Genomic DNA, 14,932 nt, shown 5'->3' with positions numbered 1-14,932 from the left:
CAGCGGAAGGCACTAAAACGCGTAGCTGCCCGTCAGCGACAGCAGCCAGGTCCGTCCCGCGGCGGGCTCGAAGTAACGGCCATTGCCCTCATTCACGATGACGGAGCCCGCGTACTTTTTGTCGAGCAGGTTGTCCAGCCGCAGCGTGCCCAGCAGCTTCCAGCCGGAGGCCTCTACGGCGTAGCCCACATGCGCCGCCGCGACGGCAAACGAAGCGGCCGCGTCCGAATTGAGGTCGTTGACAGGCACCTTGCCCAGATAGCGCGCCTCCACACCCCCGCGCCATCCCCGCGCCGGGCGCCAGCCGGCTTCCAGCGCCAGGGCCGTGCGCGCAATGCCGGGAATGCGGTTGCCGGCAGGCACGGCCACATTCGGCGTGGCGCAGGGCGTGGCCGCGCAGGTCAAAAACGCATCGCGGTAACGCGCATCCAGCCAGGTGTAGGAAAGCTGCACCAGCCAGTTGCCGGGCAAGTCCAGGCTGGAGGCCAGCTCCAGCCCGCGGCGCCGGGTCGCGCCCGCATTCTGGAAAGTGCTGCGCCCGCCCACATTGGTCTGGCTCACGATTTCGTCCTGCGTGGCGGTCTGGAAGACGGCAGCGCTCCATTCCAGCCGGGTGGATGCGCCGGTCGGCGTGCGCCATTTGGCGCCCGCCTCCAGGTTGTTGCTGCGCGAAGGCTTCAAGCCCAGGTTGAGCCCGGTCGAACCATCGGCGCGGTAGGCGGTTTCGTTGAGGGTCGGGGTTTCAAAGCCCTTGCCGGCCGTGGCGTACAGGCGCAGGTTGTCGGCGGGTGCATACAGCAGGCCCGCCACGGGCAAGGTGGCGCTGTAACGCGCGCTGCCGCTGTCGTCGCCGTTGGGGCCCGCCACATAGTGGTCGGCCGAGTCGAAGCGCACCGTGCTGCGGCGCAGGCCCGCGTGCAGCGTCCAGCGCGGCGAAAGCTTGAGGGTGGCCTGGGCATATGGGTCCAGACTGCTGACGCGGTTGTCCTCGTCGCGGCGCAAGGCGCCCTGCACACCCAGGGTGGCGCCGCTGAAGTTCTGGTAGCCCAGGCGGCGTTCACGCAGGCTGTCATAGGCCAGGCCCGCCACCAGTTCCAGCGGCAGCTCGCCGAGGTGGGCCTGTGCGGTCACGCGCACGTCCGCGCCGCCATAGGAACGGTTCAGGTCGATCACGCCGCCTGGATGCAGCGGGCTGAGTTGCGCCGCCACCGGAATCGCCTGGTATTGCACCGTGGCGCGCTGGCCCTGGTAGACCATGGCCCGCAGCCGGTTGCCGCCGCCCAGCGGCTGCTCGTAGACCAGGCCCAGCTGCGTCTGGCGCACGGTTTTGCGCGTATTGAATTGGGTGGCCGAAGGATCGGCGCTTTGCGGCGCGGTATCGAACTGCGCGCGGCTCAGGCCCAACGGGTCGTCGGCGCGCAGGTCCACGTGGTTGGCCACCAGCGTGAGTTGCCCGTCGTTGGCCAGCCGCCAGTCGAGGCGCGCATTGGCCAGCTCGCGCTGCGCCGCGCTGTACGCGCGGAACCCGTCGCCGCCGAAGCGGCTGGCGTTCAGGGTGTAGCCCAGTGAACCGGTGCTGCCTGTGGCTTTCAGGCCGTTTCGGTAAAAACCGTCGCTGCCCCAGGCCAGGCTGGGCGTCATCGTGAAAGGGCCCTGCCCCTCTTCGGTGAAGACCTGCACAACGCCGCCCGACGAGTTGCCGTAGAGCGCGGAAAACGGCCCGCGCAGCACCTCCACCCGGCTGGCCGAGCCCAGGTCGACGTGCGAGAGCTGGCCTTGCCCGTCGGGCATGGTGGCCGGGATGCCGTCGACATAAATGCGAACCCCGCGCACGCCGAAGGTGGAACGCGCGCCGAAGCCGCGCACCGAGAGCTGCAGGTCCTGCGCCTGGTTCTGCCGGTCGCGCGCCAGCACGCCGGGTGTGAGCGCCAGGCTTTCGGAAAGATTCAGTTGCGCCCGGCCGTCGGCCCGAAGCCGCTCGCCATCAATGACGTCGACTGACGCCGGCACCTCGAAAGGAGGAAGTTCGGTGCGGGTGGCGGTGACGGTGACCGGCGCGAGCGATTGGGCCAGCGCCGCGGCGCTGAGCCAGGGCGCCAGGAACATCACCAGCTTCGCAGGCCTCGGCAAGACAGGAAAGGCTGAGGTGCGGAGGCGAGGGGGCATGAAGGCGGGTTCGGTTGGCAAGCGATGGGCTGGGCCGAGCCATCGTAGCGTGCCATCGCGCGCCTTGCCACCGCTGGGCTGTAGGCCGAAGCCGCAAAAACAGTTTTGTCCCCTCTTCCTCTGGGAGAGGGAGCAAGAAGCCCTCAGCCGAACTTGCGCACCGCGTCCAGCGCCAGCCCGGCGCCGATGCTGCCGAAGCGGTCGCCTTCCACACTGCGGGCCTGCGGCAGCAGCGCGGAGATCTGCTCGCGCAGCAAGGGCACGCCGCTGGAGCCGCCGGTGAAGAACACCGTGTCGATCTCGTCCCCGCTCACGCCGGCATCCTTGAGCAGCGCCATGACGGTGCGCGACACCGTGTCCACCAGCTCGCCGATGGCGCCGTCAAAATCGGGCCGGTGCAGGGTAAGTGTCTCGCCCGGCGCGATGCGCCCCAGGTCCATGACGGCCTCAGGCGCATCGGACAGCGCGATCTTGGCCGCCTCGACCTGCATCGCGAGCCAGTGGCCGGCGCGCTCGCGCACCAGGTTCTGCAGCCGGTCCAGCTTGTCCTTGTCGACCGCGCCGCGGCGGATGTCGCTGATCTGCGTCCAGGACTTCTTGCTGTAGACCTGGTTGATGGTGTGCCAGGTCGCCAGGTTGAAATACTGGGCCGAGGGCACTTCCAGCCCGCTCACCAGCCGGCTGCCCAAGCCCAGCGTGGGCATGACGCTGGCCAGGCTCAGGTATTTGTCGAAGTCAGTGCCGCCTATGTGCACGCCGCCGCTGGCCAGGATGTCGTCGCGGCGCTCGGCTTTTTTCGCGCGCTCGGGCGACAGGCGCACCAGCGCGAAGTCGGACGTGCCGCCGCCTATGTCCACCACCAGCACCAGTTCTTCGCGCCGGATCTGCGACTCGTAGTCGAAGGCCGCGGCGATCGGTTCGTACTGGAATGCGATGTCTTTCAGGCCGACCGCATGGGCGATCTCGGCCAGGGTGTTTTCGGCTTTCTTGTCGGCCGCGGCGTCGTCGTCCACAAAGAACACCGGGCGGCCCAGCACCGCGCGGGTAAATGGCTGGTCCGCGGCTTTTTCAGCGCGGTGCTTGAGCTCGCCGATGAACTGCGCCAGCAGCACACGAAACGGCAGCGCGCGGCCGGCGACCTCGGTGTGGTCGTCGATCATGGACGTGCCCAGCAGGCTTTTGAGCGAGCGCATCAGCCGCCCTTCGTAGCCCGCCAGGTAATCGGCCAGCGCGGCGCGGCCGTAGCTCACGTGTTCGTCCTCGGCATGGAAGAACACCACCGAAGGCAGCGTGGCCTTGCCGCCTTCCAGCGGCAGCAGCGCGGGCAGCCCGGGCCGGCTCCAGCCCGCCGTCGAGTTGGAGGTGCCGAAGTCGATCCCGCAGGCCGGGGCGGCGCTCACCGGCCTGCCGGCTTGGCGAAGCCGTTCTCTGCCCAGGCGACGGCGCTGGCGCGGTTGAGCTTGAAGGACGGCGCCACGCGCACCTGCGCCAGCGGCTCGCCGGTTTCGTCGGCGGCGCTGAGCAGGCCGTGCGGGTTGTCCTCGTCGGGAACGATGTCCAGCGAAACGGTGACGCGCGCCGCGCCGGCCGTCACCGTGATGCTTTGGTGCAGCGTGGCGTGCAGTTGCTGCTCATGCCGGCGGACAAATTCCGAAGCGGTCTTGACCAGCGTGCTGAAGGCCGGGCCATCCAGCGGCTTGGGATTTTTCTTGTCGCGGCCCATGGTCCAGGGGCCGACCAGCGCGGGCTCGGGCTCGCCGTCCTTGATCATCGCGACGGCCCAGCCGTCGTCGTCTTCGTTCTTGATGACTTTGGCCGTCCAGCCGTCGCCGCGCCAAAGCCGCGGCTCCTGGAGGGTGGGCTGTTCGTCGTGGGGGGATTCGTGGTCCGGGCCGGCCGGCGGGGTGTGGGAGTCGGTCAAAGCGCTGTCACTCGGGTCAGTTGCCCGCCGGAGGCCGGGGGCATATTCATCAGGGTCACGCACCGCCTTCAAACAACACGGTGCGCATGGGGGACCCGGATTTTACAGCCCGTGCACAAAACCCCTACATCCCCAGGTCGCTCAGGCTGGGATGGTCGTCGGGACGGCGGCCCAGCGGCCAGTGGAATTTGCGGTCGGCTTCCTTGATCGGCAGGTCGTTGATGCTTGCGTGGCGCACCGCCATCAGGCCGTTTTCGTCGAACTCCCAGTTCTCATTGCCGTAAGAGCGGAACCAGTTGCCCGCATCGTCATGCCACTCGTAGGCAAAACGCACGGCAATGCGGTTGCCGGCAAAGGCCCACAGTTCCTTGATGAGGCGGTAGTCCAGCTCGCGCGCCCATTTGCGCGACAGCAGGCCCACGATTTCCTCGCGGCCGGTGATGAACTCGGCGCGGTTGCGCCAGCGGCTTTGCGCCGTGTAAGCCATCGACACGCGCTGCGGGTCGCGCGTGTTCCAGCCGTCTTCGGCGGCGCGGACTTTCTGCGCGGCGGTTTCGGGGGTGAAAGGCGGGAGGGGTGGCCGGGTTTCCATGGTTTTGTCCTTTGAATGAAGGGAGGGGAAAACGGTAGACAGGTTTGTCTACATGCGGGAATTCTGGCACAGGTAGACAAGTCTGTCTACAATCACCCGAATGGACCTTCCAGCCCCTTCCCCGCGCGAGCGCATCCTGCTCACCGCGCACGACCTTTTTTACCGCGACGGCCTGCGCGCCACCGGCATTGACCGCATCATTGCCGAGTCCGGCGTGGCCAAACTCACCTTCTACCGCTGCTTTCCCAGCAAGGACGAACTGATCCGCACCTTCCTGGACTACCGGCACGAGCGCTGGATGGCCTGGTTTGTCGATGCGCTGGGGCGGCACGGCGCGGTGGCGGGCGGCGGCCTGGCGCCGCTGGTGCCCACGCTGGCTGAATGGTTTGCCGACCCGCTGTTTCGCGGCTGCGCTTTTATCAATGCCATTGCCGAAGTCGGCGCCTCGCAGCCCGAGGTGACGCACATCGTGCAAAACCACAAACGGGACATGGAACAGGTGATTGCCGGCCTGCTGCCCGCCGGCCCAGGCCAGCAAGCCGGCGCCGGCGCGGCGGCGCTGGCCGTTGACGGCGCCATCGTGCGGGCGCAGATCGAAGGCGGCGAATCGGCGCTGGCCGGCTTGCGTTTGCTGCTGGAGGCGCTGGGTTCCCCGGCGGCCTAAACCTTCACGGTCCGCCGCGTTTTCTCCTTGGGCCGGGATTTGAGCGCGGCGCCCGCGCGCTCCGGAACCTTCACCGCCGGCCGTTTGCCCGAAGCGACCCACTCGTCATAAAAATCGATCTTGCTGTCCAGCAGCTTGAGCGCCAGCTGCCACTCGGCAATCATGTCCTTGACCTGCTCGCGGTGCGCCGACAGCAGCGCCTGCCGCCTGGCCAGCGTGTTGCTGCCCTGTTTGACCAGCGCCGTGTACTCGCGCATTTCGGCGATCGACATGCCGGTGCGCCGCAACCTGTCCATCAGGTCCAGCCAGCTGATGTGCAACTCGCCGTACACCCGGCGGCGCCCGCCGTCGCGTGCCACGCCGGGGATCAGGCCCTGCGCCTCGTACCAGCGTATGGTGTGCACGCTGCGCCCGGTGCGCGCGGCGAGTTGCCCGATCATGAAGGTTTCAGCCATGCATCACTGTATGAAGTTGTCGCTCAGGCGGCAAGGGCCGGAGATGAAGGCGCCTCGAGCGCTGCACTGACCAGCGCCGTGTCGAAGTACTCCATGAGTTCCTTCATCTGCCCGCCCTCCATGCGGCAGACGTAGCAATAGCGGTTGTTATAGGCCTTGCCGGCCTTGGTGGTGACCCGGCCTTCAAATTCAATGATGACCATGTCGCCGTCGGCCATCACGCGGCGCGTGGTGCTGACGTAAGGCGTGGCGAACTGGGCATACAGCGGCCGCAACAGTTCGCCAAGGACCACCTGCTTGCCGCTGTAGGTGCGCGACCAGGGCGTGTCGCCCGGGATGGTCCATGAAAAATCGTCGGCCATTGCGTCGACAAAAGGCTTGCCGTTGCCTTTGTCGAGTTCGGCCATGACCTGGCGCATGCGCTGCCTGTTGGCGTCGGTGGTGGTGGTAGATGTTGTGCTCATGGGGAAGCTCCCTGGATGCCCGTCACACCGGGTGTGGGGCCCGGCAATTTGCGAGGGCTTGAAGGAATTGGAAAACCTTGAGTGCACTCAAGGTCAAGCCCCGCCATGGCGGCGTTGTTGTTTTGCAGGGCAACCCTACAATGCCCCATGAACCAGAAACGACCTGCGACCAGCGAATGGGTCAGCAAAATGCTGGCGGTGCTTAAAACCGGCAACACCACGGCGGCGCTCGCCCAGATCAAGGCAACCACCAGCAGCAAGGATTTGCGCCAGCTGCATGCCGCGCTTGAAAAAGCGCAGCTGCTCAAGCAGCTGGCTGCTGTCGACACCGCGATTTCCGACCAGTTGCAGGCACTGGCCTCGCCGCGGCTCAGCCGCTCGCCCTGAGGCGCTCCAGAAGCCAGGAACCAGCTCCCCCGTTTTACCCCCTCTCCCCCCTGGGAGAGGGTTGGGGTGAGGGCTAGCGGCAATAAAAGTCGCACCGGCTCATCCATAGGCCGCTGCCCTCACCCCTGCCCTCTCCCAGAGGGAGAGGGAGCAAGATTCCAAGGGAGGTTGCTGGCAGGCCCTAAGCCGGCCGGATCTCGAACTGCGCATCCCCCATATAACGATTCGGTCCCAGCGCCGCGGTCACGGCGGCCAGTTCCGCCGCCTGCCACTGGCTGAACACCTCCAGCTCCTCAGGGGACAACACGTCTTCCCCGGGCGCCTCGCCATAGGTGGCCAGCAGCCGCATATAGGCCGTGTACACCGGCAGCACCAGGCTTTCATGGCCCAACGTGGCCTCCAGCGCCGTGCGGAAGCGCTGCTCGGCCGCCTGCAATTCGCCTTCCGACGCGTCTTCGTAGGCATACAGCCTGAGCCGGTAACTCACAGTGCATCCCTCATGGCGTCACGGGCGCAGGCGCGTTTTGCGTCAGCGCGATGCGGCGGCGAAGGCGGTCGGCTTCGGCCGTGTTGCCGCCCTGCTCCGCCCGGCGCAGCTCCACGCCCAGCCAGGCCAGCAGCGGGCGCCGCCAGCCCTGGGCCGATGCGGTCCCTATCGCCTGGCTGATCACCGCCGGGTCTGCCTTGCCGGTTTGCAGCAACACACCGGCCGCCACCAGTTTCGACAGCGGGTCGGTGATGCCGGCCAGTGCGCCCGCGTTACCGGCCGCGGCGCTGCGCTGGGCTTCGGGCAGCAGCGCAACAGCCTGCGGCTGCACCTGGCCCTTGAGGTAATCGGCGTAGGCACGCTGGGCCTCGGTGGCGTCGGGGCGCAATTTTTCAAAGGCGCTGCAGGGCTCGTCCAGCACCAGGCTGGCAACGCGTGTAGCGCAGTGCAGCAACTCGGCCGTGGCCAGCAGATCAGCGCGACCGGATCGCGTAAGCTGGCCGCGCGCGCGTTCCAGCTCCGCCATCTCCACGCGGCTGTTACCTTCCATATAGGCGGCGACGGAACGGTCCATCGAGCCCTTGGCTTCAAGCTGCCAGTCCGGCGCGCGCGGGCCGCTGGAGCAAGCTGCCAGCAGCCCGGCGGTCAGCAACAATATGGCGGGTTTCAGGGCGGTGGTGTTCATGGCAGTTTCATCTCCGCCTCGCTCGCGCCCTTGGCAAATGGCCATTTGCGGCTGATTTCGTTGATCAGGCCTTCCACCTTGCGCAGGCTGGCCTCGACGTCGGCGCGCAGCGCGCCCAGGTCGTCGGTGGCCACCTTGGCGTTGCGCGTAACGGCCTGGGCGTCCTGCAGCAGTGCATCGACCTTCTTGAGGCTGGTGCGCGCCTCGCCCAGCATGGCATTAAGCTGCACCACGGTCGCGCGGGTTTCGGGCATCAGGCCCTTGTCGCCGAACACCTGGGTGTCCGTCTTTGCCGCCAGCGTATCCAGCCGGGCGAGCAGCGAATTCGTGCGGTCCAGCGTGGCGGCGAACTTCTTCGCCTCGGCCTCGCTGCCCAGCAGCACCGTGAGCGCGCCGCCCGGGCCGTTGAGGCGCTCGGTCAGCGTCTGCAGGTTGGCCAGGCTGGTGCCCACCGCGCCGCCGCTGCCGGTCAACGTGTTGAGGTTTTCGATCAGGTCCTTGGCGGCGGCGATCACCTTGGGCACCTCGGCGCCGGCATCGCCCAACAGCACCGTGCGCTCCGCGCCCTCGGGCAACGGCGGGTCGTTCAGCAACCCGGTATAGGCGCGGATGTTGGTGCCGCCCACCAGGCCCCGCACCAGCGTGAAGACGCTGGAGGTGCGCAGCCAGTGGGCGTCCTTGGCGGCCACGTCCACCAGGATGCGGGCCTTGCCGTCTTCCGCCAGTTCGATGCGCTTGACGCGGCCTATCGGGAAACCCGAGAAGGTCAGGTCCATGCCGACCACCACGCCTTCGGAGTCGTCGGCGATCAGCACCAGGCGCTGGGTGGATTCAAACGCGCCGCGCGCATACATCACGTACAGGGCCGAGCCGCACACCAGCAGCAGCATGAAGAGCAGCAGCAGCCTGGCCTTGAACTCCAGGTTGGCGATTTCGGCCGGCGAGGACTCCGTCTCGCGCGAAGGCTGCAGCGGGTCCGGCCGGCCGGGCGGCGGTGACGGGTTGGGATTGTCTTGGGTTGAACTCATGGGGTGTACTTTTTTGTGAGGTCAATAGTAATTGCCGACCAGCGAAGCCACTTCGATCAGCAAGATCACCGCGAACATGCGCACCAGCCCGCGCATCTCGGCACTGGTGCGCACGCTGGCTTCCGACATGCCGTACAGCGCCGAGGCCATGGGAATCAGCGACACGGCCAGGCAGAAAAACAGGGTCTTGAGCACAAAGATCAGCGTGACCGCCGGGCTGAACACCTGGCCAAAGAGCCGCGTATAGGCCGGCAGGCCCGACAGCGCAAAGCCGTAGGACGCGATATAGGCCACCACCAGCGCCACCACGCAGCTGAGCGCCGCCAGCGTGATGCCCGAGAACATGCCCGCCACCACACGCGGCAGCACCTCGCGCCGCACCGGCTCCACGCCGCGCCGCCGCATTTCGTCCAGCTCGCCGCTGGCCTGCATGGCCGTCAGTTCGGCGCCGTCGGGAATCGTGCAACGCAGCGCCACAAACAACGCCGCCGTCAGCGGAATCAGCTCCAGCACCAGCACCCGGATCACCACCTGCAGCGCGTACTGCGAAAGCCCGTAACTGAGCGCCGTCACCAGCACGATGCGCGTCAGCACCACGGTCACCAGCGCACACAGCACGGTGAACCACAACAGGATGGGCGCGGTGTTGATGTAGATGTGCCGCGAAAGAATCGCGCGGCTTTGCGGGCTGTAACTCGAAGGCGACAAGGTCAGCACCAGGATCAGCGCCCCCAGGTGCACCAGTCGCCACCACTCAATCACCCACTGCTGCGCCGCACGGCCTGTTTGCGTGAGTCGAGGATGCCCGTATGCCTTGGAAGCCATCCGGGCATGATACCTGCGGCCTTATCCAGTCCCCTGTAGGATGGCAGGCGTTCCGCACTCTCCCTTCCCTATTTCCGTACTTCAAAAATGGCCCTCGACACCTGGACCGCCTACTTCCTCGCCTCCATCCTGATCGCGCTGTCCCCCGGCTCGGGCGCCGTGCTGGCCATGAGCCATGGGCTGAGTTTTGGCATGCGGCGCACGCGCGCGACGATTGCGGGCCTGCAGTTTGGGCTGGTGGTCATCCTGCTGGTGGCGGGTGCGGGTGTGGGGTCGCTGCTGGTGGCGTCTGAGCTGGCTTTCAGCGTTGTGAAAATCCTGGGCGCGGCCTACCTCATCTACATCGGCTGGGCGCAGTGGCGTTCGTCCAACGGGATTGCGGCGGGCGATGAGGCCGGACCTGCGGATGCCAACGGCCTGTCGGCCAAGCGGCGTTTCTTCACCGGGCTGCTGACCAACGTGACCAACCCCAAGGGCATTCTGTTCATGGTGGCAGTGCTGCCGCAGTTCATCAGCCCCAGCCGGCCCCTGTGGCCGCAGCTGCTGGTGATGGCGCTGACGACCGTGGCGGTGGACACCGTGGTGATGCACGGTTATGCCTTCGCGGCCAGCCGGCTGCAAAAGCTGTTCAAGAATGCGCGCGCCATCAAGCTGCAGAACCGGGTGTTCGGCGGCATGCTGATGGCTGTCGGCGCGGGTTTGTTCTTCGTCAAGCGCAGCCACGCGGCAGCGCACTAGCCTTTTTTCAGCCCTTCGCGGCTTCGGCCGAGACGATGGCCGCCAGCGTGCGCAAGGCCTCATTGGCCTGGCTGGTAAAGGGCGCGCCACTGCTGATGCGCAGGAAATTATCGAAGCGGTTTGAGTTGGAGAACATCGAGCCCGGTGCGACGCGTATGCCCTGCTTGATGGCGGTGTCGAACACGGCTTGCGCCGAGGTGCCGGCCGGCATTTCCACCCATAACATCATGCTGCCCCGGGGCACCGACAGCCGGGTGCCGGCCGGGAAATGCGCGGCGATGGCCTCGGCCATCTGCTCACGCTGGGCATTGAGCAAACGGCGCAGCCTGGCCATGTGGCGGTCATAGGCGCTGGAGGCCATGAACTCGGCCACGGCGTGCTGGGCCAGGGTCTCATTGGCGCGGCTTTGCGCGTACTTGAGCATCTGGATACGGGCCTGCCAGCGGCCGCCGGCGATCCAGCCCAGGCGCAGGCCGGGCGCCAAAGTCTTGCGCAGCGAGGCACAATAAATCACCGAGCCGCTGTTGTCCCAGGCCTTGGCGGCCTTGAGGGGCACGTCGTCGGGACCCATCGCGCCGTAGGTGTCGTCTTCGATCAGCGCGACCTGCTGGCGCTCGCACAGGCGCACCAGCTTTTCTTTTTCGCTGTCGGGCATCACGCTGCCCAGCGGGTTGTGGAAATTGGGCATGACCACCACCGCGCGCACCCTGTCGTGCGTGCGCAGGGCCAGGTCCAGCGCCTCGACGGAAATGCCCTGTTGCGGGCTGGTGGGGATTTCCAGCGCGCGCAAACCCAGGCTTTCCAGGATTTGCAGGAGGCCGTGATAGGTCGGGGATTCCACCGCGACGGTGTCGCCAGGCTGCGCGACCGCGCGCAGGGCGATGTTGAGCGCCTCTATGCAGCCGTGCGTCACCAGGATGTCTTCGGGCGACAGCTGCATGCCGGCCTCCAGCGCACGTTTGGCCAGCACGGCATTGAGGGGCGAATCGTGCAGGAAATCGGGCGCCGTCACCAGCAGGTGCGGATGCTTGCGCAGGGTTCGCGTGGCGGCGTTTTTGAGCGCCTCGGCGGGGTACATCTCGGGTGAGCCGTAGGTGCCCGCGAGGTTGGTGACCAGCGGGTAGAAGTCGCACTTGGCGACAAAGTCGGAGACACGGTCGTGGATGCCGACGTACTGGGCCGGGTCCAGCTTGCGGCCGAACTCGGGCTCGCTGGGCGGCTGCAGGTCGGTGCGCCGCCGCTTGAGCACAAAGTAGCCCGAGCGCGGCCGCGCTTCGAGCAGGCCTTCGTCCTCCAGCGTATGGCAGGCCTCCACCGCGGTGGACAGGCTGACCTGGTGCAGCCGCGTCAGCGCCCTGACGGAAGGCATGCGTTCGCCGGGCATCAGCACGCCCGACTGGATGGCTTGCCGGTAGTGGCTGGAAAGCCGCAGGTAAAGCGGTTGTTGCGCCGAAGCTTGGGTCAAGGTTTGCACGTCCATGGCTTGAATGATCCGTGAAGGGGCTGCCGCCACACAGCCACAGATAAGGCGAAACCAGACCATAACAGATGGAGAAAAGGCTTTCTGTACCGATACAGAAAGGCCCCAGGTGCATCTGTCGGGAATCCGTGGCTTTCCTTAACCTTGCGGCATGCCTTCCCCGATTCGCCCAACCCTGAATGGAGCCGCCATGAAACACCTCGCCTCCCGCCGCCTGGACCTCGATGCCGGTGAATCCCTGTTCTTCCACAGCAAAGCCGGCAGTGCGCTGATCAGCAGCTCGGGCACGCTGCTGGTGACGGGCGCGCCGCGCTGGCTGGGCGAGCAGGTGGTGTGCAGCGACGCGGTGCTGGAGGCGGGGCAGTCGCACACCGTCCACCAGGACGGCTGGATCACGGTGACCGCCCAGCACGGCGGCGCGGCCTGCATCCTGAGCCAGCCGGCCCGCGCGCCCCAGTGGGAAACGCTGCTTTCGGCGGCCATGGCCTTCTTCAGCCGCTTTCCAGGAATCACCCGGGCTCTGCGTGGCCGATACCGCAGCGCCAAACCGGTTTAAGCCGGGCAAGGTAAATTCGATACTCACTCCTCCCCTCTTTCGCCCGTACCCATGACCACCTCCGCCTGGCTTTTGTTCATCACCATTTCGCTGGTCACCGCGCTGAGCCCGGGGCCGGGTATCCTGCTCGCCGTCTCGAACGCCGTGGCCTGGGGCCCGCGCAAGACGGCGTGGAGTTCCAGCGGCAACGTGCTGGGCGTGTTCTCGGTCTCGGCCGCGGCGATGGCGGGCCTGGGCACCTTGCTGCACACCTCGGCCTGGCTGTTCGCGGTGCTCAAAACCGTGGGCGCGGTTTACCTGGTTTACCTCGGCTGGCGCCAGTGGACCAGCAAGACCTCGATGTTCGACGCGCCCTTGCCGAACCCGTCGGAGCAGTCGCAACAGCCCGGCAAAAGCAACGCCGCGCTGTTCCGCCAGGGCCTGCTGGTGGCGATGACCAACCCGAAGAGCATCCTCTTCTTCACCGCGCTGTTTCCCCAGTTCATCCACCCTGAAGCGCCGGTGCTGCCGCAGTTCCTGGCGCTGACCAGCGTCTTTGCCGCCTGCGTGCTGCTGTCCCACATCACCTACGTGCTGCTGGCACGCCATACGCACCGCTGGTTCGGCACGCCGCGCCGGGCGCGCATCTTCAACCGCATCTGCGGCGGCGCCTTCGGCCTGCTGGGGCTGAGCCTGCTGCGGCTCAAAAGCCCCAGCTGAATTCCTGCCCCTCTATATATAACTACCCAGGAAAGCCCCTCCCATGGAAGACTCACGCGACGCCCGCTTTGCCGCCCAGGAAGCCGCCCTCGGCTACCGCTTTGACGGCGAGATCAAGATAGGCGGCAATTACGTCTCCACCGTGCGCCACGGCGACGTGGTCTACGTCAGCGGCCAGGTGCCGCGCGTGGGCAGCACCGTCGTGGTCACCGGCAAGGCCGGCGCCGAGGTTTCACTGGCGCAGGCCCAGACGGCCGCGAGGGTGTGCGCCATGCGCGCACTGGTGCTGCTGCGGCAAAGCCTGGGCAGCCTGGACCGCATCGAACAGCTTCTTCGCATCACGGTCTACACACAGTCCGCAGCAGATTTCACGCAGCAAAGCGAGGTGGCCGATGCCGCGTCGGACCTGCTGCATGCTGTGCTGGGCAAGGCCGGTACGCATACGCGCACCTCGGTGGGCGTGGCGCAACTTCCCAAGAATGCGGCGGTCGAGCTGGACCTGATCGCCGCCGTCACGCCGGACTAGTTTTCAGCCGCCCGGCAGCAGGCGGATCAATTTGCCGTTGTTGTTGTCGGTCAGTACATAAAGCAGCCCGTCCGGGCCCTGGCGCACGTCGCGGATACGCTCGCCGACGTCGCCCAGCAGCTTGCTCTCGCGCACCACCTTGCCGGTGAAAGGCGCCGACAGCTCAATCCGGTCCAGGTAGCCGAACTTGAGCGAACCGACAAACAGGTTGCCCTGCCAGGCCTTGCCGTAGCGCTCGCTGGTCAAAAAGGCCATGCCCGAAGGCGCAATCGACGGCACCCAGTAATGCAGCGGCTGCTGCATGCCGGCCTTTTCGGTGAGGCCCTCGCCCATCTTGCCGCCGCCGTAGTTCTCGCCGTAGGTGATGACGGGCCAGCCATAGTTGGCGCCGGCCTTGGGCAGGTTGATTTCGTCACCGCCCTGCGGGCCGTGCTCGTGCATCCAGAACGTGCCGTCGGGCGCCAAGGTCGCGCCTTGGGCGTTGCGGTGACCGTAGCTCCAGATTTCAGGCAGCGCGCCGGCCTTGCCGACGAAGGGGTTGTCTTGCGGCACCGAACCGTCCTTGTTGATGCGTACGATCTTGCCGTGGTGGTTGTCGAGTTTCTGGGCGTCTTCCTTGCGCGAAAAGCGCTCGCCCAGCGTGAGGAAAAGTTTGCCGTCCGCTGCACCGTTGCTGCCGGCCGCCCGGCTTTCGACGATGCGGCAACCGAAGTGGGCCGTGCTGGCCACCTTGGGCTTCTGGCTGAAGATGATTTTGAGGTTCTCCAGCCGGGTCTCGTCGGCGCTCAAGGTCGCCCGCGCCAATGCCGTACTGTTGCCGCCGCCCGTGGCCGCCGGTTCGGAAAAGCAGAAATAAACCATGCGGTTGCGCGCAAAGTCGCTGTCGGTGATCACGTCCAGCAAGCCGCCCTGCCCGCCGGCGGCGACTTCCGGCACGCCGGCCACAGGCGCGGCCAGCTTGCCGTCGGCCGCGACCACCCGCAATTTTCCCGGGCGCTCCGTCACCAGGAAACGGCCGCCCGGCAGGAAAGCCAGGCCCCAGGGGTTTTGCAGGCCGGCGGCCACGGTTTCAGGCCGGACACCCTGGGCCTGCGCCTGAGCGCTGAACAGGCAAGTTGCTATCAAAAATAAAGCAAACTTCGTTGATGGCATTGGTCTATCCCCTGTTTTGTTGCCTGGGCAATGATCGGTGCCGGGCGCCCCTGGGCCGGCACCTGAAAGCAGGGTCAAGTCCCCGCCAAACCGCCGCTTTCATATGT

At 66.5% G+C, this 14,932-nt stretch carries 18 protein-coding genes; 6 read left to right on the top strand and 12 right to left on the bottom strand.

Features of this window, described 5'->3' with window-relative positions; all coding sequences use genetic code 11:
- Window positions 1-12 precede the first annotated feature (12 nt).
- The 4 genes from ACLV8F_RS04680 to ACLV8F_RS04665 all read right to left on the bottom strand — a co-directional run bounded on the left by ACLV8F_RS04680 (window position 13) and on the right by ACLV8F_RS04665 (window position 4,679).
- Window positions 13-2,166: a TonB-dependent receptor domain-containing protein gene (locus ACLV8F_RS04680; protein WP_411883082.1), complete on the bottom strand. Its 2,154-nt coding sequence runs from the start codon at window positions 2,164-2,166 to the stop codon at window positions 13-15.
- 143 nt (window positions 2,167-2,309) lie between these two features.
- Window positions 2,310-3,566: an Hsp70 family protein gene (locus tag ACLV8F_RS04675; protein WP_411883081.1), complete on the bottom strand. Its 1,257-nt coding sequence runs from the start codon at window positions 3,564-3,566 to the stop codon at window positions 2,310-2,312.
- Window positions 3,563-4,087, bottom strand: coding sequence for a hypothetical protein (locus ACLV8F_RS04670; RefSeq protein WP_411883080.1), 525 nt, complete (start codon window positions 4,085-4,087; stop codon window positions 3,563-3,565). Before ACLV8F_RS04670 ends, ACLV8F_RS04675 begins: the two co-directional genes overlap by 4 nt.
- Before the next feature lie 124 nt (window positions 4,088-4,211).
- The gene (locus ACLV8F_RS04665) at window positions 4,212-4,679 is read right to left on the bottom strand and encodes a DUF1348 family protein (protein WP_411883079.1); all 468 of its coding nucleotides are present in this window, start codon (window positions 4,677-4,679) and stop codon (window positions 4,212-4,214) included.
- 100 nt (window positions 4,680-4,779) lie between these two features.
- On the opposite strand from ACLV8F_RS04665, the gene ACLV8F_RS04660 reads away from it, so the two are divergent.
- Window positions 4,780-5,343: a TetR/AcrR family transcriptional regulator gene (locus tag ACLV8F_RS04660; protein WP_411883078.1), complete on the top strand. Its 564-nt coding sequence runs from the start codon at window positions 4,780-4,782 to the stop codon at window positions 5,341-5,343.
- On the opposite strand, the gene ACLV8F_RS04655 is transcribed toward ACLV8F_RS04660, so the two are convergent.
- Both ACLV8F_RS04655 and ACLV8F_RS04650 read right to left on the bottom strand, forming a co-directional pair.
- Window positions 5,340-5,798 carry a MerR family transcriptional regulator gene (locus ACLV8F_RS04655; protein WP_411883077.1) on the bottom strand — a complete coding sequence of 153 codons (459 nt, stop codon included), beginning with the start codon at window positions 5,796-5,798 and terminating at the stop codon, window positions 5,340-5,342. The two genes, ACLV8F_RS04660 and ACLV8F_RS04655, sit on opposite strands and share 4 nt — an antisense overlap.
- A gap of 23 nt (window positions 5,799-5,821) precedes the next feature.
- Window positions 5,822-6,262, bottom strand: coding sequence for a nuclear transport factor 2 family protein (locus ACLV8F_RS04650; protein WP_411883076.1), 441 nt, complete (start codon window positions 6,260-6,262; stop codon window positions 5,822-5,824).
- Window positions 6,263-6,409: 147 nt separating this feature from the next.
- On the opposite strand from ACLV8F_RS04650, the gene ACLV8F_RS04645 reads away from it, so the two are divergent.
- Window positions 6,410-6,649 (top strand): hypothetical protein, encoded by a 240-nt coding sequence (locus ACLV8F_RS04645; protein ID WP_411883075.1) that lies wholly within the window; start codon window positions 6,410-6,412, stop codon window positions 6,647-6,649.
- Between the two features lie 181 nt (window positions 6,650-6,830).
- Here ACLV8F_RS04645 and ACLV8F_RS04640 read toward each other — a convergent pair whose 3' ends face one another.
- The 4 genes from ACLV8F_RS04640 to ACLV8F_RS04625 are packed head-to-tail and all read right to left on the bottom strand — an operon-like array spanning window position 6,831 to window position 9,674.
- Window positions 6,831-7,136, bottom strand: coding sequence for a hypothetical protein (locus ACLV8F_RS04640; protein ID WP_411883074.1), 306 nt, complete (start codon window positions 7,134-7,136; stop codon window positions 6,831-6,833).
- A 10-nt stretch (window positions 7,137-7,146) separates the two neighbouring features.
- Window positions 7,147-7,821 carry a hypothetical protein gene (locus ACLV8F_RS04635; RefSeq protein ID WP_411883073.1) on the bottom strand — a complete coding sequence of 225 codons (675 nt, stop codon included), beginning with the start codon at window positions 7,819-7,821 and terminating at the stop codon, window positions 7,147-7,149.
- On the bottom strand, window positions 7,818-8,849 hold the full coding sequence (locus tag ACLV8F_RS04630; RefSeq protein ID WP_411883072.1) for an MlaD family protein: 1,032 nt from the start codon (window positions 8,847-8,849) through the stop codon (window positions 7,818-7,820). The genes ACLV8F_RS04635 and ACLV8F_RS04630 overlap by 4 nt, the downstream gene beginning before the upstream one ends.
- Before the next feature lie 21 nt (window positions 8,850-8,870).
- Window positions 8,871-9,674, bottom strand: coding sequence for an MlaE family ABC transporter permease (locus ACLV8F_RS04625; RefSeq protein ID WP_411883071.1), 804 nt, complete (start codon window positions 9,672-9,674; stop codon window positions 8,871-8,873).
- 87 nt (window positions 9,675-9,761) lie between these two features.
- Here ACLV8F_RS04625 and ACLV8F_RS04620 point away from each other — a divergent pair, with 87 nt between their 5' ends.
- The gene (locus tag ACLV8F_RS04620) at window positions 9,762-10,412 is read left to right on the top strand and encodes a LysE family transporter (RefSeq protein ID WP_411883070.1); all 651 of its coding nucleotides are present in this window, start codon (window positions 9,762-9,764) and stop codon (window positions 10,410-10,412) included.
- Window positions 10,413-10,419: 7 nt separating this feature from the next.
- On the opposite strand, the gene ACLV8F_RS04615 is transcribed toward ACLV8F_RS04620, so the two are convergent.
- On the bottom strand, window positions 10,420-11,892 hold the full coding sequence (locus ACLV8F_RS04615) for a PLP-dependent aminotransferase family protein (RefSeq protein ID WP_411883069.1): 1,473 nt from the start codon (window positions 11,890-11,892) through the stop codon (window positions 10,420-10,422).
- Window positions 11,893-12,082: 190 nt separating this feature from the next.
- On the opposite strand from ACLV8F_RS04615, the gene ACLV8F_RS04610 reads away from it, so the two are divergent.
- From ACLV8F_RS04610 to ACLV8F_RS04600, 3 genes are read left to right on the top strand one after another with little or no spacing between them, the layout of a single operon-like run.
- The gene (locus ACLV8F_RS04610; RefSeq protein ID WP_411883068.1) at window positions 12,083-12,448 is read left to right on the top strand and encodes a hypothetical protein; all 366 of its coding nucleotides are present in this window, start codon (window positions 12,083-12,085) and stop codon (window positions 12,446-12,448) included.
- 51 nt (window positions 12,449-12,499) lie between these two features.
- Entirely contained in the window at window positions 12,500-13,147 is a 648-nt protein-coding gene (locus tag ACLV8F_RS04605) for a LysE family translocator (protein WP_411883067.1), read from the top strand.
- A 43-nt stretch (window positions 13,148-13,190) separates the two neighbouring features.
- A complete protein-coding gene (locus ACLV8F_RS04600; protein ID WP_411883066.1) occupies window positions 13,191-13,673 on the top strand; it encodes a RidA family protein in 483 nt (160 codons plus the stop codon).
- Between the two features lie 3 nt (window positions 13,674-13,676).
- Here ACLV8F_RS04600 and ACLV8F_RS04595 read toward each other — a convergent pair whose 3' ends face one another.
- Window positions 13,677-14,825 carry a PQQ-dependent sugar dehydrogenase gene (locus ACLV8F_RS04595; RefSeq protein ID WP_411883065.1) on the bottom strand — a complete coding sequence of 383 codons (1,149 nt, stop codon included), beginning with the start codon at window positions 14,823-14,825 and terminating at the stop codon, window positions 13,677-13,679.
- Between the last annotated feature and the right edge of the window lie 107 nt (window positions 14,826-14,932).

It is taken from the genome of Polaromonas sp. YR568 (assembly GCF_943369675.1).
Lineage (GTDB): Bacteria > Pseudomonadota > Gammaproteobacteria > Burkholderiales > Burkholderiaceae_C > Polaromonas.
The sequence above is the reverse complement of the archived record's forward strand: the minus strand, read 5'-3'. Positions and strand labels throughout refer to the sequence as shown.